Raw genomic sequence first — 20,214 nt, forward strand, 5'->3', positions numbered from 1 at the left:
AGCATCGCACCATGGCTCCCATCATCACCAGCCTGCTCGACACCGATCTCTACAAATTCACGATGTGGCAGGCCATGCTGCACCGCAATCCCCAGACCGAGGCCGAGTACGAATTCGTCTGCCGCACAAAGACGGCCTTCCCGCTGGCCGAGCTGCTGCCCGAGGTGGAGCGCGAGCTGGACGCCCTGTGCGCGCTGCGCTTCACGCCCGAAGACCTGGCCTACCTGGGCGGGCTGCGCTTCATGAAGAGCGACTTCATCGACTTTCTGCGCATCTTCCAGTTCCAGCGCGCCTTCATCCGTGCCTGGGCCGATGGCGACACCCTGCACATCGAGGCCAAGGGCCCCCAGGTCCATGTGATGGGCTTCGAGATCTATGTGCTGGCCATCGTCAACGAGCTGTATTTCCGGCGCTTCGACGCCGAGGCGGCGCTGGCCGAAGGCCGCAGGCGCCTGGCCGGCAAGATCGAGCGCCTGCGCCACCTGGCCTGCGAGGCCAGGCTGCGCAATCCCTTCGAGCTGTTCGACTTCGGCGTGCGCCGGCGCTTCTCGGGCGCCTGGCAGCGCGAGGTGGTCCAGGCCTTTGCCACTCAGACGGCGCAGTGGTTCAAGGGCACGTCCAACGTGCTGCTGGCGCGCGACTTCGGCATCGTGCCCATAGGCACCATGGCCCATGAGTACCTGCAGAGCTACCAGGCCCAGGGCGTGCGCCTGCGCGACTTCCAGATCGCCGCGCTGGAGGACTGGGTGCAGGAGTACCGGGGCGACCTGGGCGTGGCCCTGACCGACACCGTGGGCATGGATGCCTTCCTGGCCGATTTCGACATGTACTTCGCCAAGCTCTTCGACGGGCTGCGGCACGACTCGGGCGACCCGTATGCCTGGGGCGAGAAGGCCATCGCCCACTACCAGAAGCTGCGCATAGACCCGCAGGCCAAGCGCCTGGTGTTCTCCGACGGACTGGACCTGGACACGGCCCTGGCCCTGTACCAGCGCTTTGCCGACCGCATACAGCTGGGCTTCGGCATCGGCACGCGGCTGACCAACGACATGGGGCTGGAGACCATCAACATCGTGATGAAGCTCACCCACGCCAACGGCCAGCCCGTGGCCAAGATCTCGGACTCGCCGGGCAAGACGCTGTGCAACGACGAAACCTATCTGGCCTATCTGCGCCAGGTCTTCGGCCTGGCCCAGCCTGTCGCCGTCTGACACCGCCTGACACCGCCAAGGCTCCATTCATGCTGCGCATCACCATTGCCCAACTCAACCCCACCGTCGGCGACATCGCCGGCAACGTTGCCCGCATGGCCGAGGCCGCTGCCCGCGCCGCGCACGAGCAGGCCGACCTGCTGGTCTTTCCCGAGCTGTCGCTGTGCGGCTACTACCCTGGCGACCTGCTGGACGAGCCCGCCTTTCGCGAACGCCTGGAGCAAGGCTTGCAGCAGCTGCTGCAGGCCACGCGCCAGTGGCCGCAATTGCACTGGGTCATCGGCGCGCCCACGCGCGCCAGCGGGCCGGGCAAGCCACTGCACAACAGCCTGCTGGTGCTCAAGGACGGCGCCGTGCGCCTGCGCTACGACAAGCAGTTGCTGCCCACCTACAACATCTTCGACGAGCGCCGCCACTTCGAGCCCGGCCCCGACGCGGCCAAGGTGCTGCGCATAGGCCAGGCCCAGGTGGGCTTTCTGGTGTGCGAGGACGGCTGGAACGACGCCGGTGCCGACTACGCCACCAACCCCTTCGCGCGCATGGCCGACGCCGCCCCCGACCTGGTGGTCAGCATCAACGCCAGCCCCAGCCACCTGGGCAAGCGCGAGCAGCGCCACGAGATCTTTGGCCAGGCGGCCACGCGCCACGGCCTGCCCATCCTCTACGTGAACCAGATCGGCGGCCAGGACCAGATCGTGTTCGACGGCGCCTCCTTCGCGGTGGAGCCCGGGCGCGGCGTGGTCTTCGAGGCCGAGCGCTTTGTCGAAGACCTGCGCACGCTGCAGTTCGACGATGGGCGCTTCCTCGACGCGGCCGGCCAGCCCTGCATGAGCGTGCCGGCCGAAGGCCTGCCCACCATGGAGTTCTACCGCCGCCAGATCGTGCTGGGCCTGCGCGACTATGCGCGCCGCTGCGGCTTCACGCGCGCGGTGGTCGGCAGCTCGGGCGGCATCGACAGCGCGCTGACCCTGGCCCTGGCGGCCGAGGCCCTGGGCGCGGACAACGTGGTGGCCGTCACCATGCCCTCGCGCTTTTCGTCGAGCGGCTCGGTGGATGACTCGGTGATCCTGTGCCGCAACCTGGGCATCACGCTGCATGAGCACCCGATCCGCGAGCTGGTCGACGGCTATGCGCGCCAGTTCGAGTCCAGCTTCGGCCAGCCGCTGCAGGGCCTGCCGCTGGAGAACCTGCAGGCACGCATCCGCGGCACCACGCTGATGGAGTACTCCAACGCCTTCGGCCACCTGCTGCTGACCACGGGCAACAAGTCCGAGATATCGGTGGGCTACTGCACGCTGTATGGCGACACCAACGGCGGCCTGGGCCTGCTGGGCGATCTGTACAAGACCGAGGTCTTCGAGCTGTCGCGCCACATCAACCACAGTGCGGGCCGAGAGCTGATTCCCCAGGCCATCATCGACAAGCCGCCCTCGGCCGAGCTGGCGCCCGACCAGAAGGACGAGGACAGCCTGCCGCCCTATGCGGTGCTGGACGAAATCCTCAAATACGCCATCGAGGGCCGGCACCTGTCCACCGCCGAATACGGCACGGCCGAGCGCTTTGTGACCCAGCTGCTGGACCAACCCGGCGGGGCCGAGCTGGTTGACCGCGTCAAGCGCATGATCTTCCGCAGCGAGTACAAGCGCCGCCAGGCCCCGCCCATACTGCGCGTGCGCCCGCGCGCCTTCGGTACCGGGCGCCAGATGCCCATTGCCGCCCACTACGAATGAAGCCAGAGTGAAGCCACCGAGCCTGTTTATGCAAGAGACTGCTGCCATGGACGCCCCCACCGAAACCCCGGCCACCAGCGAGCGCGTGCACACCGCCGTGCTGATCGGGCGCTTCCAGCCGCTGCACAACGGCCACATGGCACTGCTGCGCGCGGCGCTGGAGCGTGCCGAGCAGATCGTCGTCGTGCTGGGCAGCGCCTGGCAGGCGCCCAATCCCAAGAACCCCTTCAGCTGGCAGGAACGCGCGCAGATGCTGCGCGAGGCGCTGCCGCCCGCGGACGCGGCCCGTCTGCACTGCGTGCCCGTGCGCGACTACTACAACGAGCCGCTGTGGGTACAGGCCGTGCAGCAGGCCGTGCAGTCCTGCGTGCCCGAAGGCGCCAGCGTGGCCCTGGTCGGCCATTTCAAGGACGCGACCAGCGGCTACCTGGCGCGCTTTCCGCGCTGGCAGCTGATCAGCCTGCCGCGCCTGGGCCAGTTCGACGCCACGCCGCTGCGTGACATCTACTTCGGCGAATCCGGCGTGGACTTCGAAGCCCTGGCCGCCCAGGTGCCGCCCGCCACCCTGCAGTTCCTGCGTCAATGGGCCACCACGCCCGTCCATGCGCAGATGTGCGAGGAATGGCGCATGCTGGCCCGGTACCGCAAGGCCTGGGCTGCGGCGCCCTACCCACCCGTCTTCGTGACCGTGGATGCGCTGCTGCGCTGCCGCGTGCCGCACGAAGACGCGCAACAGGACCACATCCTGCTGATACGCCGCGGCCATGCCCCGGGCCTGGGCCTGTGGGCGCTGCCGGGCGGCTTCCTGGAGCCGCGCGACACGCTGTGGCAGTCCTGCCTGCGCGAGTTGCGCGAGGAGACCTGCTCCACGCTCAGCGAGGCCGACCTGCAGGCGGCCCTGCAGTCCGTGCAGGTCTTCGACCATCCCGACCGCAGCCTGCGCGGGCGCACCATCACCCATGTGCATTACCTGGACCTGGGCGTGCTGCCCTCGCTGCCGCCCGTGCAGGGCGGCGACGATGCGGCACTGGCGCGCTGGGTGGCCGTCTGCGACCTGCCCGCCATGGAAAGCGCGTTCTTCGAGGACCATTTCCAGATCCTGCGCCAGTTCCTGCCCCTTCCGGTGCAACAGCCCCTGGCGGACACGGGCGCGAAAATCGGCTAAAACCGGAGATTGCGGCGCCATCTTGCGCCGCAATACCGTTTTTCCGGGCTTCCCGTGTTCCCCCGCGATTGAATGACTACCACCCTACAAATCCGACCCGCCACCCCCGATGACGCCGAACTTATCGTCCGCTTCGTGCGCGAACTCGCCGTCTATGAAAAAGCCGAGCATGAAGTCCTGGCCACGCCAGAGCATGTGAAGCGCACCCTGTTTGCCGACAACCCCGCCGTCTTCGGCCTGATCTGCCTGCATGGCGACCAGCCCGTGGGCTTTGCGGTCTACTTCTTCAATTACTCGACCTGGCAGGGCCGCCACGGCCTGTACCTCGAAGACCTCTACGTCACGCCCGAGGCGCGCGGCCTGGGCGCGGGCACGGCGCTGCTGCGCCGCCTGGCGCAGATCGCCGTCGAGAAGGACTGCGGCCGCTTCGAGTGGAGCGTGCTCGACTGGAACCTGCCCTCCATCGAGTTCTACGACCGCCTGGGCGCCCTGCCCCAGACCGAGTGGATCCGCTACCGCGTGACCGGCGACACCCTGCTGGAGATGGCGCGCGAGCCGGCCTGAGGCCGGCCCCCTTTGTCTGCCTACTCGGGCTCCACGCCCTGGCGCACGGCCTGCTCGACCACCTCGCGCGTCAGCGTGGGCACGAAGGTCTCGATGAAGGCATAGGCATAGCCGCGCAGCCAGGCGCCCTTGCGCAGGCCCAGCCGCGTGGTGTTGACCTCGAACAGGTGGCCGGCGTCCAGCGTGCGCAGGCCCTGGTCGCGCTCGGCATCTAGCGCCACCGAGGCGACGATGCCCACGCCCATGTCCAGCTCCACATAGGTCTTGATCACGTCGGCGTCCATGGCCGTGAGCACCACGTCGGGCTCCAGGCCCTCGCGCGCAAAGGCCTCGTCGATGTGGGCGCGGCCCGTATAGCCCTGCTCGTAGGTGATGATGGGAAAGCGCGACAGCGCCTCCAGCGTCAGCGCCTGCTGCGACTGCAGCAGCGGGTGGCCCGGCGGCACGACCACGCCGTGCGTCCAGCGGTAGCAGGGCAGCGCGACCAGGCCTTCATAGCCGGCCAGCGCCTCGGTAGCCACGCCGATGTCGGCCTCGCCGCTGCGCAGCATCTGCGCCACCTGCTCGGGCGAGCCCTGGTGCAGGTGCAGGCGCACCTGCGGATAGCGCTGGCGGAAGTCGCGCACCACATGGGGCAGCGCATAGCGGGCCTGGGAGTGGGTGGCGGCAATCGACAGCCGGCCCTGCTCGCTGGCGCTGAAGTCGGCGCCCACGCGGCGCAGGTTGTCGGCCTCCAGCATCAGGCGCTCGACGATGGGCAGCAGCGCCTCGCCGGGCGGCGTCAGCCCGGTCAGCCGCTTGCCTGCGCGGATGAAGATCTCCACGCCCAGTTCTTCCTCCAGTTCGCGGATCTGACGGCTCACGCCGGGCTGGGATGTGTGCAGCGTGTGGGCCACCTCGGTCAGGCTGTAGCCGCGGCGCACGGTTTCGCGCACATAGCGCAGTTGCTGGAAGTTCATGGGCAAGGCTCCGCCCGGGGCCGGTGTGGCCCGGGCCTGTGGAAGGCAAAAGCAGAAAGGAAAGAGAGAGGGGAACGGCGAGAGGCTTCAGGCCGAACAGGCCACGGCCGGCTCGTCCGGGGCATCGGCCGCTGCCTCGCGGGGCAGCTCCAGCAGCTCGATCAGATTGCCTGCGGGGTCGCGCGCATAGCAGCGCCGGCCCTCGCTCACGGGCGCCACCTCCAGCGCCAGGCCGCCGTGCACCAGCAACTGCTGGCGCAGAGCATCCACGTCGCTGACCGTCAGCGCCAGGTGCACCAGGTTGCCCGCCGCGCGCTCAGTGCCGCCGGACTGCCCCTTGTAGGGCACCAGATCGATGCGCTGCCCGCCGGCCAGAAAGCTCAGGCCCGGACGCCCGACAACGGTCAGGGCAGACAGGCCCAGCACTTCGCCATAAAAGCGCTCCATGGCCGCCTGGGCGCGCGCCGGGAAGGACAGCTGGACATGGTGGACGCCACAGACGATGGCCACGCCCGGCTTCATGGCAGTGCGGCCGGCAAGAGGGGAAGGCCAGGCGGGGCGTGTGGTGTGGGTCATCGAAGCGTCTCGGAAAAGAATCAGCAGCCCGAATGCTGCTGCAGGCCATTGTCGAGACAAGTCGAAAAAACCAAAAATAATAAAAATTCAGTCTGTTATTTCCAAATCATCTCAAGAGATCGAACGCCGGTGGTCGGCACGGCGCGCCAGCCATTCGCCGCCGAACTGCAGCACCGACACCAGGGCCACCAGGATGACGATGACCTCGAACATCACGCGCGTCTCATAGCGCTCGTAGCCGTAGCGGATGGCCAGGTCGCCCAGGCCGCCCGCCCCCACGGCGCCCGCCATGGCCGAGGCATTGACCATGGCGATCACGCTCACGGTCATGCCGCCGATCAGGCCCGGCAGCGCCTCGGGCAGCAGCACCTGGCGCACGATCTGCGGGCGGCGCAGGCCCATGGCGCGCGCCGCCTCCACCAGGCCGCCGTCCACCTCGCCCAGGCTGACCTGGGCGATGCGCGCAAAGAACGGGATCAGGTTGGCCGACAGCGGCACCACCGCCGCCCAGGTGCCCAGCGTGGTGCCCACGATGGCGCGCGTTACCGGCAGCAGGGCCACCAGCAGGATGATGAAGGGAATGGCCCGGCCGATGTTCACCGCCGCCGACAGCCCCCGGTACAGCCGCGGCCTGGCATAGAGCCCGCCCGGCGCCGTGGTGTGCAGCACGATGGCCAGCGCCAGCCCGGCAACGATGGCGATCAGCGAGGACGCGCCCGCCATCAGCAGGGTTTCCAGAAAGGCCTGCAGGTATTTATCGAGCGGGGGCAGGGACATGGCCAAGCAGTTGCAGTGAATCGGCGCCCAGCGCCTGTTGAAGGGAAGACAGCGCGTCCGGCGAGAGCGGGGAGAGCGACGACGGCAGATCCTGCACCGGCACGCCCACCAGCAGGCGGCCCTGCGAACGCCCGCGCATGCAGTCCAGGCCACCCTGCAGCAAACGGGCACGCGGGCCCAGCACCTGGAGCTGCGCCAGCGGCAGGCCCTGCTGGCTGCCGCCGTCGGCCCATCCGATGGCCAGCACGGCGATGGCCTCCAGGCCATCGGCCGCCGCCACCAGTTCCAGGTCCGCCGCCAAGGCCTGCCGCAGCGGCCGCAGCAGCGCACGCGCTGCCTCCGAGCGCGGTGCCGCAAACAGCTGCCAGACCTCGCCGATCTCCTGCAGCCTGCCCTGGTCCAGCACCAGCACGCGGTCGCAAACTTCGCGGATCACGGCCATGTCGTGCGTGATGAGCACGATGGTCAGCTGCAGCTTGCGGTTGATCTCGCGCAGCAGCTCCAGGATGGACTGCGTGGTCTCGGGGTCCAGGGCCGAGGTGGCCTCGTCGCACAGCAGGATTTCGGGCTCGTGCACCAGGGCACGCGCAATGCCCACGCGCTGCTTTTGCCCGCCCGAGAGCTGGGCCGGATAGGCGCCGCTCTTGTCCGCCAGCCCCACCAGGGCCAGCAGCTCGTCCACCCGCGCGCGCACGAGCGCGGGCCGCCAGCCCGCGGCCTGCAGCGGCAGGGCCACGTTCTCGTACACCGTGCGCGAGGACAGGAGGTTGAAGTGCTGGAAGATCATGCCGATGCGCCGGCGCAGCGCCACCAGCGCGTCCTCGTCCAGCGTGGCGACATCGGTGCCGTCCACCAGCACGCGGCCGCTGCTGGGCCGCTCCAGCGCATTGATGGTGCGCAGCAGCGTGGATTTGCCGGCGCCGCTGCGGCCGATGATGCCGAACACCTCGGCACGCGCCACCTCGAAGCTCAGCGCCTGCAGCGCGTGCACGGGCTCGCCCGCGCCCCTTCCCGTGCCCGGGTAGTGCTTGCGCACGCCCTCGAAGACGATGTGCGGCCGCTGCAGCGCATCGATTGCATGGGGCTCGCCGGCCGCCGCCTGTTCCACCTTCATTGCCTTACACGCCTCAGAAGGCCGGCAGCACCGAGCCCTGGTACCTGCTCACGATGAACTGGCGCACGGGCTCGGACTGGTAGGCGCGCAGCAGGGCCGCGACCCAGGGTGCAGCGCGGTCGCGCTCGTGCACGGCAATGATGTTCACGTAGGGATTGCGCTCGCGCCTTTCGACGGCAATGCCATCGCGCGTGGCGATCAGCCCCGCCTGGTAGGCAAAGCTGTTGACGATGGCCGAGGCATCGAGATCGTCCAGCGAGCGCGCCAGCACCACCGAGGCCGCCTCCACCAGCTGCACCTTCTTCTGGTAGCTGGCGATGTCGCCCAGGCCCGCCGTGCCCTTGAAGGGGTCGAAGCCCTCGCGCAGCTTCAGGATGCCCTGGTCCTGCAGCACCACCAGCGCGCGCGTCTGGTTGCTGGGATCGTTGGGAATGCCCAGGCGTGCGCCAGCGGGCAGGTCGGCCAGGCGTTTGTGTTTTTTCGAATAGAAGGCGATGGGCGAGATGTAGGTGTCGCCGGCCGCCACCAGCCGGTAGCCGCGCTGCTGGTTCTGGTCGCGCAGGAACGGCACATGCTGGAAGGAGTTGGCCTCGATGTCGCCGTTGTTCAGCGCCTCGTTGGGGCTGGCCGCGCCGCTGATGACCACGGGCTTGACCTGCAGCCCCTGCTCGCGCGCCACGCGGGTCACCACCTCCCAGATTTCCTCGTCCACGCCGCCGCGCACGCCCACGCGCAGCGGGCCGGCCTGCGCGGCGCGGATGGCGCCTGACATCGCCGCCACCGAGGCCCCCGCCGCCAGTCCCCGCAGAAATACTCGCTTGTCCATCGCACAGTCCTTTCAAGAATCAATAGGCACCAGGGTGCAACTCACGGCCGGCCGCGCGGGCCTGGGCCTGCAGGCGGGCGAAATGCTCGGGATAGAAGCGCTGGGCCACATCCAGGTGGGAGCGCACGCGGCCCTTGAGCGCGTTCTCGCCCACATGGCTGAACAGCGGGTTGTCCGGGTCGCTCTGCGGCCCCGTGGCCAGCACGGCCAGCTCGGGCGGCAGGGTCAGCAGCGGCACCTGGCCCAGGTCCAGGCGCGGCGCCAGGAAGTAGGCGATGGAGTAGCGCTGCACGCCCGCGCGCGGCACCAGCACGCGATGCACGTTGGCGCGCAGATAGCCGTTGGTGGCCAGCTCCAGCATCTCGCCGATGTTGATGACGAAGGCCCCGTCGCGCGGCGGCACATCGACCCAGCCGGCCGGCGTCTCCACCTGCAGCCCGCCCACCTCGTCCTGCAGCAGCAGGGTCAGCAGGCCGCCGTCCTTGTGCGCGCCCACGCCCTGGCCTGCTGCGCCCAGCTCGCTGCCCGGGTAGTGGATGATCTTGATGCGGTGCGCAGGCAGACCGCTGACCAGGGCGTCCAGCGCGCCCTCGGGCAGCTGCAGCGCGGCCACGAAGTGGCGCAGCAGCTCCAGCGCCACGCCATGCGCTGCCGCCTGCCAGGCCAGCACCTCCTCGCGGAACCCGGGCAGGGCCTGCGGCCACTGGTTGGGGCCTTGCAGCCCCTTCCAGTCCGGCACGCCGGGGCCTGCGGGAATCTCGGGCGATTCCTCGCCCAGGTCGATCTGCTCGCGCTGGTCGGGCCGCTGGCGCGTGATCTCCATGCCCACGGCCGTATAGCCCCGGAAGTGCCGCGTGTTGGCAATGGCCAGCGCCTGCTTGTCCGCCAGCGGCTGCGCAAAGAATTCGCGCGCGCGCCGCTGTATGCCCAGCCATGCGTCCCGGTCTATGCCGTGCCCTTCCAGGTAGAAGAAGCCGGTGTCGCGTGCCGTGCGCGCCAGCTGGCGCAGCGCCTGGGCCTGCGTGGCCGGGTCGCGCAGGGCCTGCAGATCGATGACGGGCAGGGCCGGGGTTGCCGCTGTGGCGGCGGGCGCGTCGAGAGTGGATGCTGTCAAGGTGCTCATGCTGTGCTGCCAGGGAAGTGGGAAGGAAGGGACGCTCAGGCCGCCAGGCGCTGATCGCGGTCTTGTTCGCGGTCTTGTTCGCGTTCTGCAGCCAACACCGCATGGTCCAGCGCCTGTTCCAGATCGGCCAGCAGGTCCTGCGGATGCTCTATGCCGATGGACAGGCGCACCAGCCCGGGCGCAATGCCCACGCGCGCCAGTTCCTCGTCGCTGAGCAGGCTGTGCGTGGTCTCGGCAGGAATGGCGGCCAGCGACTTGCTGTCGCCGATGTTGACCAGGCGCAGGAACAGGCGCAGCGCGTCATAGAAGGCGCGCGCCGCCGGCCGGCCGCCGCGCAGCTCGAAGCCCAGCAGCGCCGGCACATGCCCGCCGCGCAGCTGGCGCAGGGCCAGCGCGTGGTCGGCGTGGCCGCTCTGGCTGGCGTGGTGTATGCGCTCCACCAGCGGATGGCGCTGCAGGAAATCGATCACGGCCAGCGTGTTGCGGCTGGCGCGCTCCTGGCGCAGGCCCAGTGTCTCCAGCCCCTGCAGCAGCAGGAAGGCGCTGTGCGGCGCCAGCGCCGCGCCGCAGTTGCGCAGCAGCACGGCACGGGCCCGCGCGATGAAGGCGCGGTCGGGAAATTTCTCGGTGAAGACAAAGCCCTGGTAGGCCGGCTCGGGCGCGCTGAACTGCGGGTAGCGCCCCGCGTGTGCCACCCAGTCGAAGCGGCCGCTGTCCACGATCAGCCCGCCCAGCACATTGCCGTGTCCGCCGATGGCCTTGGTGGCCGAATGCACGACGATGTCGGCGCCCCAGTCGAAGGGCCGCAGCAGCAGCGGCGAAGCCACGGTGTTGTCCACCACCAGCGCCACGCCCGCCGCATGGCTGATATCGGCCAGCTGGCGCAGGTCGGCAATGCCGCCCGATGGATTGCCCACGGACTCCACGAACACGGCCTTGGTGCGCGGCCCTATCGCCCGGTGCAACGCCTGGAAATCATCCTTGGCCACGGCCGTGCTCTGCACGCCGCGCGAGGCCAGCACATGGGCGATGAAGTTGTGCGTGCCGCCATACAGCTGCGAGGCCACGACCACATGGTCGCCCGCACTGGCCAGCGTGGCCAGCGCCACGTCGATGGCGGCCATGCCCGAGGCCAGGGCCAGCGCGGCCACGCCGCCTTCGAGTGCCGCAATGCGCTGCTCCAGCACCGCCAGCGTGGGGTTGGCCGTGCGCGAGTACACATCGCCCTCCTCCACCAGGCCGAACAGGTTGGCGCCGTGCTGGGCGCTGTCGAACACGAAGGAGGTGCTCTGGTAGATGGGCACGGCCGCGCTGCGCTGCTGCTCTCGCCCCCGGTAGCCGGCGTGCAGGGCCTGGGTGTCCTGCTGCCACAGCGCATCGCTGGCTGCGTCGTGCGGGGCGGACTCGGTGCCGGTCGCTGAGGTCATGCATGGACTCCGTATGAGTGGTCGATGCAGCCCATTATTCGAAGCCCGCGCCCTGCGCACTACGAAGAAAAACGCGTTCGCTTATTCGGTTTGCGCATGTCGCCGAGCCGCTGCTTTCCTAGTTGCCACGCACATATGGATGCGCGTTTTGCGTCGTTGGAAACACGGCACTCAGCGGACAGCATCGGCAGTCCCGAAACTGCTTTGGAGGGAGTTCCATGACCCGCAAGACCCAGACCGAGATCGACAGGACCCAGGACAGCCGCTGCGCCCATGGCGCCGATTGCGGTGCTTTCGGGGCGCTCGATGCTCCCGAGGCGACCGAGCCCTCGCTCTCGCGCCGCACCCTGATCCGCGCCGGCGCCGCAGCCGGCGCGCTGGGATCGGCCGCCTGGTTCAGCGGCCGCGCCGGGGCGCAGCCGCGCCAGAAGATCACCTTTGCCTGGAGCCAGGCCAGCTTCTGCCATTCGCCCATTCCCGTGGCGCTGGAGCGCGGCTTCTTCGAGCGCAACGGCCTGGACGTGGAACTGCTGAACTGGGGCGGCTCGGCCGACCAGTTGCTGGAGGCGCTGGCCACGGGCAAGGCCGATGCGGGCGCGGGCCTGATCCACCGCTGGATCAAGCCGCTGGAGGCGGGGCTGGATGTCAAGCTCATCGGCAGCGTGCACGGCGGCTGCCTGCGCCTGGTGGGCCTGAAGTCGGCCGGCGTCACGCTGGACCCCAGGACGCTCAAGGGCAAGACCATCGGCGTGGCCGATCTCAACAGCCCGGCCAAGCAGTTCTATTCCATCCACCTGGCCAAGCGCGGCCTGGATGTGGACAAGGACATCGAATGGCGCGTCTACCCGGCCGACCTGCTGGATGTGGCCGCGAAAAAAGGCGAGATCCAGGCCATTGCCGACGGCGACCCCAATCTCTACCTGATCGAAAAGCGCAACCCCGGCACCTTCCTCGAACTGGGCAACAGCGCCAAGAACGAGTACGCCGAAAGCATTTGCTGCGTGATCGGCGCAGGCGCAAAGTTCGCCCGGGCCAACAAGCCCGCAGCGGCCAGCGTGGTGCGCGCGCTGACCCAGGCCTCGGACTACATCGCCGAGAACCCCAACGAAACGGCGAAGATCTTTGCCAAGTACTCGCCCAAGGTGCCCGTCGAGGACCTGCAGCGCCTGCTGGCCGAGCTGACCTTCAAGCACCATCCGCACGGCAAGCCGCTGCGCGACGAGGTCCAGGCCTTTGCGGCCGACTTCCGCACGGCCGGCGTGCTCAAGAAGCAGACCGACCCTGGCCGCTTTGCCAGCCACATCACGCTGGACGTCCTCGCATGAGCACCGCAAGACCACGCTGGCGCCTGGGCGCCACGGATGCCGCACCCGGCCTGGAGCGGGAACAGGCGCAGGGCACGCGCAAGGCCGGCCCCTGGCGCACTGGCCTGCTGGCCGCCGCCGCCTGGGCCGGCCTGGGCATGCTGACCCTGCTGTGGCCCAACAAGGAGATCGGCTTCAGCGAATGGGCATTCACGCAGGAATTCGGCATTGCCGCCCTGGTCGTGGCCCTTTTGCTGCTGGCATCGGCCGCGCTGCCTGTGCGACCCGTACGGGCAGCACGGCGCATCGACCGCTGGCTGCGCCCGGCCGGTGCCTGGCTGGTGGCCGCGCCGCTGCTGCTGGCGCTGTGGGAGACGCTTACGGCCAAGCTCGGCGCGCTGCCGCCGCCGTTCTTCGCACCGCCGCAAAGCCTGATCGACGTGGTCCATGAGGACTGGCAGCGCCTGGGCCTGTCCACGCTGTATTCGCTGCGGCTGCTGCTCAACGGCATCGTGTTCGGCGCGGTGATCGGGTTTCTCACGGGCGTGTGGATAGGCTGGTCGCGCATCGCGGGCTACTGGGTGCATCCGCTGCTGCGCTTCCTGGGGCCGGTGCCGGCCTCGGCCCTGCTGCCGCTGGCCTTTTTCTTCGCGCCGTCCAGCTACTCGGCAGCCGTGTTCCTGGTGGCGCTGGCCACGTTCTTTCCGGTGGCCGTGCTGACCTGGTCGGGCGTGGCATCGGTCAGCAAGAGCTACTACGACGTGGCGCGCACGCTGGGCGCATCGCCCTGGTTCCTGGTGCTGCGCGTGGCCATCCCGGCCGCCCTGCCCCAGGTCTTCGTGGGCCTGTTCATGGGGCTGGGCGCCTCGTTCTCGGTGCTGATCACGGCCGAGATGATGGGCGTCAAGGCCGGCCTGGGCTGGTATCTGCAGTGGGCCCAGGGCTGGGCAGCCTACGCCAACATGTACACGGCGCTGCTGGTCATGGCCGTGCTGTGCTCGGGCCTGATCACGCTGCTGTTCACCGTGCGCGACCGCACGTTGTCGTGGCAGAAGGGAACCGTCAAATGGTGATTGCCGCAGAACACGCCGCCAACGCCGCAGCCACGCCCGCCATCGCAGGGGCGGCCCTAGCCGGCGCGGCCATCGATGTGCAGGCCGTCAGCCACTGGTTCGGCCAGGGACAGGGCGCGCTGCAGGTGCTCGACGAGGTCAGCCTGCAGGTGCGGCCCGGCGAGTTCGTCGCCCTGCTGGGCCCCAGCGGCTGCGGCAAGTCCACGCTGCTGCGCCTGGTGGCCGGGCTGGACGCGCCCACGGCCGGCGCCGTGGCGCAGGACGGCACGGCCATCACCGAGCCCGATCCCTCGCGCATCGTCGTCTTCCAGGACCCCACGCTGTTTCCCTGGCGCACGGTGCGCGGCAACGTGGCCCTGGGCCTGCAGGCACGCGGCCTGCTGGACAGCCAGGCCCACCGCATCGACGAGGCCCTGCGCCTGGTGGGGCTGGAGGATTTCGCGGACAGCCATCCCCACCAGCTGTCGGGCGGCATGGCCCAGCGCGCGGCCCTGGCGCGCGCCCTGGTCAACGACCCGCGCCTGCTGATCCTGGACGAGCCGCTGGGCAAGCTCGACTCGCTGACGCGGCTGGCCATGCAAAGCGAGATCCTCAAGATCTGGCAGCGCGCAGGCTTTTCCGTGCTGCTGGTCACGCACGATGTGGAAGAGGCCCTCTTCCTGGCCCACCGCGTGCTGGTCTTCAGCCAGCGGCCCGCCCGCATCGTGGCCGAGATCGATGTGGACCTGCCCTACCCGCGCCAGCGCGGCCACGCCCGCCTGTCCGAGCTGCGCCACGAGGCCCTGCGCCACCTGGGCCTGGACCAGACCTGGTAGCGCCCGCCTCCGATGCAACGCAGCGACTCCCCCGACTGGCTCAACCCCTTGATCGGCGCCATGCAGCAGGCCCAGGTCGGCCTGCTGCAGCTGCTGCACGGCCTGGGCCTGGCCGGCACGGTGGATGGGCAGCCCGCCTGGCCCTGGGCCCTGCGCCTGTCCGGCGAAAACCTGGTGATCGACCTGGGCCAGGCCCGGGGCCTGCTGTGGTCGCTGGCGGCCGTGGCCACCGCCATCGTTTTGCTGTTGCTGGCCCTGGTGCTGGTCCTGGTTCTGCGCCGCATCCGCCTGCCGGCCCTGGTGCTGACCGCGCTGGCCGCGCTCGCCCTGCTGCTGGCCCCCTGGCCGCGTGCCGACCTGATCCTGGTGCCCGCGCATGCCACCAGCTTCCATGCCTCGCCCACGGGCTTCAGCGTGGAGAGCATTGCGCGCGGCGGCGCCGTCTATGCCCAGCACTGCACGGCCTGCCACGGTGCCGATGGCCGGGGCCACGGCCCGCTGGCCGCCAGCCAGCCGGTCTGGCCCCCCAACTTCACCAGCCCGCTGCTGTGGCGCCGCGCCGATGGGGAATTGCTCTGGGCCATTCTTCATGACCGCCGCCCCGTGGAGTCTGACGACGGCGCACGGGCACACGGCCAAGCCGACCGGCTGTCCAGCGACGACGCCTGGGCCCTGATCGACTTCATGAAGGCCCGCGCCGCAGGCCAGATGCTGCAGATCGCCGGCAACTGGCCCTATCCCGTGGGCCTTCCCGACATGGCCGTGCAGTGCGCAGGCCAGCCCGCACGCCGCCTGAGCACCTGGCAAAGCCGCCAGCAGCGGCTGAGGGTGGTGGCAGGCAGCGGCCCGGTGCAGGAAGACCCGCGCCTGGTCAGCCTGCAGCTGTCGCCCGATGGCGGCAACCGCGCCGCCAGCGCCCTGGACTGCACCGTCAACGACCCGCGCGCCTGGCAGGCCATGGCGCTGCTCAGCGGCTCGGAGCAGCTGCAGGGCATGCAATGGCTGGGCGACCGCAGCGGCTGGCTGCGCGCGCTATCGCGTCCGGGCGCCCAGGGCTGGTCGGAGGACGACCTGGTCTGCCGCACGGACACGCCCGCGAGGACGACGGTCGAGGCGACGACGGCCGCTGCGGCAACCGCCGGCCCGTCCGATGGCCCGTCCGATGGCTCACCCGACGGCTCATCCGACGGCCTCGGGGCCCTGATCGCTCGCATGGATGCCGAACCCGTGCGGTTCATCAAGGGTGGGTTTGTGCACTGAGGGATCAGCCATCCGCCGCCATCAGGCTGGCATAGGCGCCCTGGCGCGCGAGCAACTCCCGGTGGGTGCCCTGCTCCACGATGCGGCCGCCCTCCAGCAGGACCACGCGGTCGGCGCGGGCCAGCATGGCGGGCCGGTGGGCGATGAGCAGCACGGTACGGTGCTCGCGCAAGGCGTCAAGCGCACGCAGCAGGGCTTGCTCGCTTTCGCTGTCGAGATGTGAGGAAGCCTCGTCCAGCACCAGCACGGGGGCACCGGTCAGCAGCGCGCGCGCCAGGGCGATGCGCTGGCGCTGGCCACCCGACAGGCGCATTCCTTGTTCGCCACAGCGCGTGGCATGGCCTTGCGGCAGCCCGCTGATGAAGCCATGGGCCTGCGCCAGCATGGCGGCCTGCTGTACCTCGTCATCGCCGGCGTCAGGCCGGCCCAGGCGGATGTTGTCGGCGATGGAGATGTCGAACAAATGCACCTCCTGGCGGACCACGGCAAGTTGCTGCCGCAGCACGGCCAGCGGCAATTCACGGATGTCCATGCCGCCCATGCGCAGGCTGCCGGCGTCGGGCTCGCCCAGGCGTTGCAACAGCTGCACGCAGCTGCTTTTTCCGGCGCCGGACGCGCCGGCCAGGGCCACCATTTCGCCAGGCCGCAGGGACAGGTCCAGTCCGCGCAGCACGGGTACGCCGCCACGCTGCCAATGCACACCGCAGAAGTCCAGCGACGCCGTGGCCGGCGCCTCACGGGTTCCGCTGTCCGCAATGCGCCGGGGCTGGCGCAGCAGTTGCACGATGCGGTCGGCACCAGCCTTCACATCGCCCAGCCTGCGCGCGGCCTGCGCCACTTCGGCCAGCGGCGCCAGCGCCATGCCGGCCAGCACCACCACGGCCGGCAGCCAAGCGGCATCGATATGCCCCTGGTCCAGCAGCCAGGCGGCCACGGCAGCCATGGCCAGGGCCGACACGGCCGGCAGCGGGTCCGCGGTGGCCAGTTGGCCCGCAGCAAGCGACGCATGCCTGCGCACCTGCGGGGACAGCGCCGCAGCCTTGGCACGCATGCGTGCCAGCCAGTGCGGCCCGGCCTCCAGCAGCGCCAGTTCACGCAGCCCGCGCAGGCCTTCCACCACATCGGCATTGAGTTCGCCCTGGGCCGCTGCCAGCGCCCTGGCCTGCCGCTGCGCCTTGCCGGCCAGCCACCAGGACACCAGCACCGGCAAGGCAACAAAGGGCAGCCAGGCCAGGGCGAGCAGCGGATGCAGCCGGGCCAGCAGGCCCAGCGCCGCCAGCGGCACGCACAGGGCGCCGGACAGCTCGCCCAGCATGTGGGCGTAGAAGTGCTCCATCAGCTCGGCGTCGGCCGTGGCGGTGGCGGCGATGTCGCCGCTGCGCTGCGGGCCGGCCGCATTGCCTGCGCCCCGCTCCAGCCCGTCGTAGATGCCCAGCTGCAGTGTTTCTATCAACGCAAACGCCAGCGCATGGGAGGCATGGGTCTGCCACCATTGGCTGAGCGCGGCCACCAGCGCCGTCAAGGCCAATGCACCAAGTGCCGGTTGCAGCGCAGTCCACGGCGCGCCCATGGCGGCCTGTCCGGCAATCCAGGCAACCAGCACCCAGGCGCCGACCACGGTAGCCTGCGCCAGCGCGGCGGCCAGCAACGCCGCTGCCAGCAGGCGCTTGTGCGACGCCACCGGCGCCAGCAGGCCGGCCCAGCTGCTGGGTTCATCGCGGATCATGCGGCCTCCTCCGTCATCCTGTTGGCCTGCGACGCCGCCCAGAGCCGTGCATAGCGGCCGCCGCGGCGCAGCAGATCATCGTGCGTGCCCTGTTCGGCCACCCGGCCGTTTTCCAATACCACGATGCGGTCCGCCTCGCGCGCCGTCTCCAGGCGTTGCGCGGCCATGACGAGAGTGCGGCGGCCCCGCAATGGCCGCAACACCTGCAGCAAGGCCTGCTCCGTGCGTGGATCTGCGCTGGATGTGGGCTCGTCCAGCAGCAGCACGGGCGTACGCCTGAGCAAGGCACGCGCCAGGGCCAGCCGCTGGCGCTGCCCGCCCGACAGGTGCGCGCCGAATTCGCCCACCTCGGTCTGCAGGCCTCGGGGCAGGCTGTCCACCAGATCGGCCAGTTGCACATCACGCAGGACAGCCTCGATGTCGCGGAGGCAGGCCTGGGGGCTGGCCATGCGCAGGTTGTCCTCCAGGCTGCCGCTGAACAGCAGTGTGTCCTGGGCGACCAGGGCGACCCTGGAGCGCAACTGCGCCAGGCTCAGCTCCCGCAGGTCCCGGCCGCCCAGGCAGACCATGCCGCGCCGGGGATCGGCGGCACGCCACAGCAGCGACAGCAGCGTGGACTTGCCGACGCCCGAAGGCCCCACCAGCGCCACCCATTCACCATCGGCGATATCCAGGTCCAGCCCGCGCAGCACCTCGGGCCGCCCCGGTTCCTGCCCCCGGTCATGGGAAAAGCACACCCCGCTCAGCGAGATGCGGCCGTCTGCAGGAGCAGGTCCGGGCCGCTGCGGCTCAGGCACGGGCAGCGGCGCGTGCAGCAGCGCGTCGATGGCATGCAGGCCGTCGCGCGCGGCCCAGGCCGCATGAAAGGCTTTCTCCAGCCGCTCCAGCGGCCTGAAGGCCTCACGCGACAGCAGCAGCACGGCCAGCAGCGATGCCGCATCCAGCCGGCCCTGGCTCAGTTGCCAGCTGCCCCACCCCAGGACACTGGCCATGCCGGCCAGGCCAACGAAACGCGTCAGGCCGGTGCGCAGCAAGGTGGCGCGCAGCGTGTGCATGGACTCGGCACGCAGGCGGGCGGCCTGTTCGGCCAGACGCATGCGCCAGCGCGCCGAGGCGCCAAAGGCCCATAGCGTCTCCATGCCGCGCAGGCTGTCCAGCAGCTGCGCCCCAAAGGCAGCCAGGGCCGCCATGACGCCGCTGGCCCCTGGCATGTGCCGGCGCAGCCACAGCCGGTCCAGCAGCGGCTGGCCCAGCACGAACACGGCCAGCAGCAGCGCGCAGCCCGCGTCCACCCAGGCCAGGGAGCCCAGCGCCAGCGCGCAGCCGAGCACGGCTCCCAGCAGGCCGGGAACGTGGCGGCTGGCATGAACCTGCACGGCATCGACAGCCGCAACCAGCGTGGCCTGCAGCTCACCCGTGGGGCGGGCCGCAGCCCAGGCCGGCCCCAGGCGCATCAACCGGGCCAGCAGGCGTTCGCGCAGCACGGCGCGCGTGCGCATGCCCACCTGCTGCGCCCACCACTCTTCCAGCCACACCAGGACGCCGCGCAGCACCAGGGCCGCCAGACCGATCGCCAGCCAGGGATGCAGCGACGCCCCCTCCATGGCCTGGGCCAGCAGTCGAGCAAGGCACAGCGCGTGCACCACCAGCATGGCCTGGGCCAGCAGCCCGCAGGCCACCGTGGCCGCCAGCTGCGCGCGCGAGCGCGACACCATCCAACGTTCCAGCGAGGTGCTCATGACGGCTCCTGCCCACGGCCGCCCAGCGCGTGCCTCACGGCGACCAGACGCCGGCCGTTGACCGTTTCCACGACAGCCTGCACGCGGTAGACCTCGTGCAGCAGGGCGCTGTCCACCACCTCGACAGGGCTGCCGGCACGCACCACGCGGCCCTGGTCCAGCACCATGATCCGGTCTGCCCAGCCCATGGCCAGGTTGATGTCGTGCAGCACGGCCAGCACCACCAGTTGCCGCTCGTGTGCGATCTCGGTCACCACGTCCAGCACGCGGTGCTGGTGGTAGAGGTCCAGGGCGCTGGTCGGCTCGTCGAGCAGCAGCAGGCGCGGACGGCGCACCAGGGCCTGGGCCAGACCCACCATCTGGCGCTGGCCACCCGACAGCGCAGCCAGCGGCCGGTCGGCCAGGGCCGTCAGCTCCAGGCGCTGCAGCACCTGCTCCACGGCGGTCTCGGCCTCATGCGTGCCGGCCAACGGCCAGCCACGGGCCGCCTGTGCGGGCTCGCCGGCCATGGCCGCGCTGAGCACGGACTCGAACACCGCCAGTCGCGAGCGCTCGGGCAGGCTTTGGGGTACATAGACTACCTGGCGCGCGCGTTGCACCGGCGGCTGGGAAGACAGCAGCGCCGTGCCCAGGCGCACCTCGCCACGCATGCGTTGCAAGCCTGCAATGCCGCGCAGCAGCGTGGATTTGCCTGCGCCATTGGGCCCCACCAGCGCATTGACCGAACCCGCAGCCAAGGGCCCCAGAGTGGCACCGCGCAGCACGGGTGCTGCGCCATAGCCCATGTGCACATCGCTGACATGCAGCGCGTTGCGGAATGGCATG

General features: G+C 70.1%; 18 protein-coding genes. 8 read left to right on the forward strand and 10 right to left on the reverse strand.

The window, feature by feature from the left end; all coding sequences use genetic code 11:
• Positions 1-11 precede the first annotated feature (11 nt).
• The 4 genes from pncB (at position 12) to DA1_RS09635 (ending at position 4,670) form a co-directional block, all read left to right on the forward strand.
• Entirely contained in the window at positions 12-1,211 is a 1,200-nt protein-coding gene (pncB, locus tag DA1_RS09620) for a nicotinate phosphoribosyltransferase (protein ID WP_012207404.1), read from the forward strand.
• A 29-nt stretch (positions 1,212-1,240) separates the two neighbouring features.
• The gene (locus DA1_RS09625) at positions 1,241-2,941 is read left to right on the forward strand and encodes an NAD+ synthase (protein ID WP_034397030.1); all 1,701 of its coding nucleotides are present in this window, start codon (positions 1,241-1,243) and stop codon (positions 2,939-2,941) included.
• A gap of 46 nt (positions 2,942-2,987) precedes the next feature.
• A complete protein-coding gene (locus DA1_RS09630; protein WP_034397031.1) occupies positions 2,988-4,106 on the forward strand; it encodes a bifunctional nicotinamide-nucleotide adenylyltransferase/Nudix hydroxylase in 1,119 nt (372 codons plus the stop codon).
• Positions 4,107-4,178: 72 nt separating this feature from the next.
• Positions 4,179-4,670, forward strand: a complete 492-nt coding sequence (locus tag DA1_RS09635; protein WP_034397032.1) for a GNAT family N-acetyltransferase — start codon at positions 4,179-4,181, stop codon at positions 4,668-4,670.
• 20 nt (positions 4,671-4,690) lie between these two features.
• Here DA1_RS09635 and DA1_RS09640 read toward each other — a convergent pair whose 3' ends face one another.
• The 7 genes from DA1_RS09640 to DA1_RS09670 form a co-directional block, all read right to left on the reverse strand.
• Positions 4,691-5,629 (reverse strand): CysB family HTH-type transcriptional regulator, encoded by a 939-nt coding sequence (locus DA1_RS09640; protein WP_013800726.1) that lies wholly within the window; start codon positions 5,627-5,629, stop codon positions 4,691-4,693.
• 87 nt (positions 5,630-5,716) lie between these two features.
• On the reverse strand, positions 5,717-6,205 hold the full coding sequence (locus DA1_RS09645) for a VOC family protein (RefSeq protein WP_174549379.1): 489 nt from the start codon (positions 6,203-6,205) through the stop codon (positions 5,717-5,719).
• Positions 6,206-6,316: 111 nt separating this feature from the next.
• Positions 6,317-6,982 (reverse strand): methionine ABC transporter permease, encoded by a 666-nt coding sequence (locus DA1_RS09650; protein WP_013800725.1) that lies wholly within the window; start codon positions 6,980-6,982, stop codon positions 6,317-6,319.
• Entirely contained in the window at positions 6,960-8,096 is a 1,137-nt protein-coding gene (locus DA1_RS09655; protein WP_034397034.1) for a methionine ABC transporter ATP-binding protein, read from the reverse strand. The genes DA1_RS09650 and DA1_RS09655 overlap by 23 nt, the downstream gene beginning before the upstream one ends.
• 13 nt (positions 8,097-8,109) lie before the next feature.
• Entirely contained in the window at positions 8,110-8,922 is an 813-nt protein-coding gene (locus DA1_RS09660; RefSeq protein WP_034397035.1) for a MetQ/NlpA family ABC transporter substrate-binding protein, read from the reverse strand.
• A 19-nt stretch (positions 8,923-8,941) separates the two neighbouring features.
• On the reverse strand, positions 8,942-10,045 hold the full coding sequence (locus tag DA1_RS09665; RefSeq protein ID WP_034397036.1) for an isopenicillin N synthase family dioxygenase: 1,104 nt from the start codon (positions 10,043-10,045) through the stop codon (positions 8,942-8,944).
• A 35-nt stretch (positions 10,046-10,080) separates the two neighbouring features.
• Positions 10,081-11,472, reverse strand: coding sequence for an O-acetylhomoserine aminocarboxypropyltransferase/cysteine synthase family protein (locus DA1_RS09670; protein ID WP_034397037.1), 1,392 nt, complete (start codon positions 11,470-11,472; stop codon positions 10,081-10,083).
• A 218-nt stretch (positions 11,473-11,690) separates the two neighbouring features.
• Here DA1_RS09670 and DA1_RS09675 point away from each other — a divergent pair, with 218 nt between their 5' ends.
• From DA1_RS09675 to DA1_RS09690, 4 genes are read left to right on the forward strand one after another with little or no spacing between them, the layout of a single operon-like run.
• Entirely contained in the window at positions 11,691-12,797 is a 1,107-nt protein-coding gene (locus DA1_RS09675; protein WP_034397038.1) for an ABC transporter substrate-binding protein, read from the forward strand.
• A complete protein-coding gene (locus DA1_RS09680; protein ID WP_034397039.1) occupies positions 12,794-13,849 on the forward strand; it encodes an ABC transporter permease in 1,056 nt (351 codons plus the stop codon). The genes DA1_RS09675 and DA1_RS09680 overlap by 4 nt, the downstream gene beginning before the upstream one ends.
• Positions 13,843-14,664: an ABC transporter ATP-binding protein gene (locus DA1_RS09685; protein ID WP_016450923.1), complete on the forward strand. Its 822-nt coding sequence runs from the start codon at positions 13,843-13,845 to the stop codon at positions 14,662-14,664. Before DA1_RS09680 ends, DA1_RS09685 begins: the two co-directional genes overlap by 7 nt.
• A 12-nt stretch (positions 14,665-14,676) precedes the next feature.
• Positions 14,677-15,924: a c-type cytochrome gene (locus tag DA1_RS09690; RefSeq protein WP_034397040.1), complete on the forward strand. Its 1,248-nt coding sequence runs from the start codon at positions 14,677-14,679 to the stop codon at positions 15,922-15,924.
• A 4-nt stretch (positions 15,925-15,928) separates the two neighbouring features.
• Here the strand turns inward: DA1_RS09690 and DA1_RS09695 are convergent, their stop codons facing one another.
• From DA1_RS09695 to DA1_RS09705, 3 genes are read right to left on the reverse strand one after another with little or no spacing between them, the layout of a single operon-like run.
• Positions 15,929-17,650 carry an ABC transporter ATP-binding protein gene (locus DA1_RS09695; RefSeq protein ID WP_034397041.1) on the reverse strand — a complete coding sequence of 574 codons (1,722 nt, stop codon included), beginning with the start codon at positions 17,648-17,650 and terminating at the stop codon, positions 15,929-15,931.
• Complete coding sequence (locus tag DA1_RS09700; protein WP_034397042.1) at positions 17,647-19,389, reverse strand: ABC transporter ATP-binding protein; 1,743 nt, start codon at positions 19,387-19,389, stop codon at positions 17,647-17,649. The genes DA1_RS09695 and DA1_RS09700 overlap by 4 nt, the downstream gene beginning before the upstream one ends.
• Positions 19,386-20,213 carry an ABC transporter ATP-binding protein gene (locus DA1_RS09705; protein WP_034397043.1) on the reverse strand — a complete coding sequence of 276 codons (828 nt, stop codon included), beginning with the start codon at positions 20,211-20,213 and terminating at the stop codon, positions 19,386-19,388. Before DA1_RS09705 ends, DA1_RS09700 begins: the two co-directional genes overlap by 4 nt.
• Position 20,214: the final 1 nt, after the last annotated feature.

The sequence above is a fragment of the Delftia acidovorans NBRC 14950 genome (genome assembly GCF_001598795.1).
In the GTDB taxonomy this organism is placed as follows: Bacteria; Pseudomonadota; Gammaproteobacteria; order Burkholderiales; family Burkholderiaceae_C; genus Comamonas; species Comamonas acidovorans.

Excerpts from the sequence above, each read along its gene's own strand:
- DA1_RS09625 (WP_034397030.1), top strand. The coding sequence starts at position 1,241 with ATGCTGCGCATCACCATTGCCCAACTCAACCCCACCGTCGGCGACATC.
- DA1_RS09640 (WP_013800726.1), bottom strand. The coding sequence starts at position 5,629 with ATGAACTTCCAGCAACTGCGCTATGTGCGCGAAACCGTGCGCCGCGGC.
- DA1_RS09630 (WP_034397031.1), top strand. The coding sequence starts at position 2,988 with ATGGACGCCCCCACCGAAACCCCGGCCACCAGCGAGCGCGTGCACACC.
- DA1_RS09695 (WP_034397041.1), bottom strand. The coding sequence starts at position 17,650 with ATGATCCGCGATGAACCCAGCAGCTGGGCCGGCCTGCTGGCGCCGGTG.
- DA1_RS09645 (WP_174549379.1), bottom strand. The coding sequence starts at position 6,205 with ATGACCCACACCACACGCCCCGCCTGGCCTTCCCCTCTTGCCGGCCGC.
- DA1_RS09690 (WP_034397040.1), top strand. The coding sequence starts at position 14,677 with ATGCAACGCAGCGACTCCCCCGACTGGCTCAACCCCTTGATCGGCGCC.
- DA1_RS09675 (WP_034397038.1), top strand. The coding sequence starts at position 11,691 with ATGACCCGCAAGACCCAGACCGAGATCGACAGGACCCAGGACAGCCGC.
- DA1_RS09700 (WP_034397042.1), bottom strand. The coding sequence starts at position 19,389 with ATGAGCACCTCGCTGGAACGTTGGATGGTGTCGCGCTCGCGCGCGCAG.
- DA1_RS09670 (WP_034397037.1), bottom strand. The coding sequence starts at position 11,472 with ATGACCTCAGCGACCGGCACCGAGTCCGCCCCGCACGACGCAGCCAGC.
- DA1_RS09635 (WP_034397032.1), top strand. The coding sequence starts at position 4,179 with ATGACTACCACCCTACAAATCCGACCCGCCACCCCCGATGACGCCGAA.
- DA1_RS09665 (WP_034397036.1), bottom strand. The coding sequence starts at position 10,045 with ATGAGCACCTTGACAGCATCCACTCTCGACGCGCCCGCCGCCACAGCG.
- DA1_RS09680 (WP_034397039.1), top strand. The coding sequence starts at position 12,794 with ATGAGCACCGCAAGACCACGCTGGCGCCTGGGCGCCACGGATGCCGCA.
- DA1_RS09685 (WP_016450923.1), top strand. The coding sequence starts at position 13,843 with ATGGTGATTGCCGCAGAACACGCCGCCAACGCCGCAGCCACGCCCGCC.
- DA1_RS09655 (WP_034397034.1), bottom strand. The coding sequence starts at position 8,096 with ATGAAGGTGGAACAGGCGGCGGCCGGCGAGCCCCATGCAATCGATGCG.
- pncB (WP_012207404.1), top strand. The coding sequence starts at position 12 with ATGGCTCCCATCATCACCAGCCTGCTCGACACCGATCTCTACAAATTC.
- DA1_RS09650 (WP_013800725.1), bottom strand. The coding sequence starts at position 6,982 with ATGTCCCTGCCCCCGCTCGATAAATACCTGCAGGCCTTTCTGGAAACC.
- DA1_RS09705 (WP_034397043.1), bottom strand. The coding sequence starts at position 20,213 with ATGCCATTCCGCAACGCGCTGCATGTCAGCGATGTGCACATGGGCTAT.
- DA1_RS09660 (WP_034397035.1), bottom strand. The coding sequence starts at position 8,922 with ATGGACAAGCGAGTATTTCTGCGGGGACTGGCGGCGGGGGCCTCGGTG.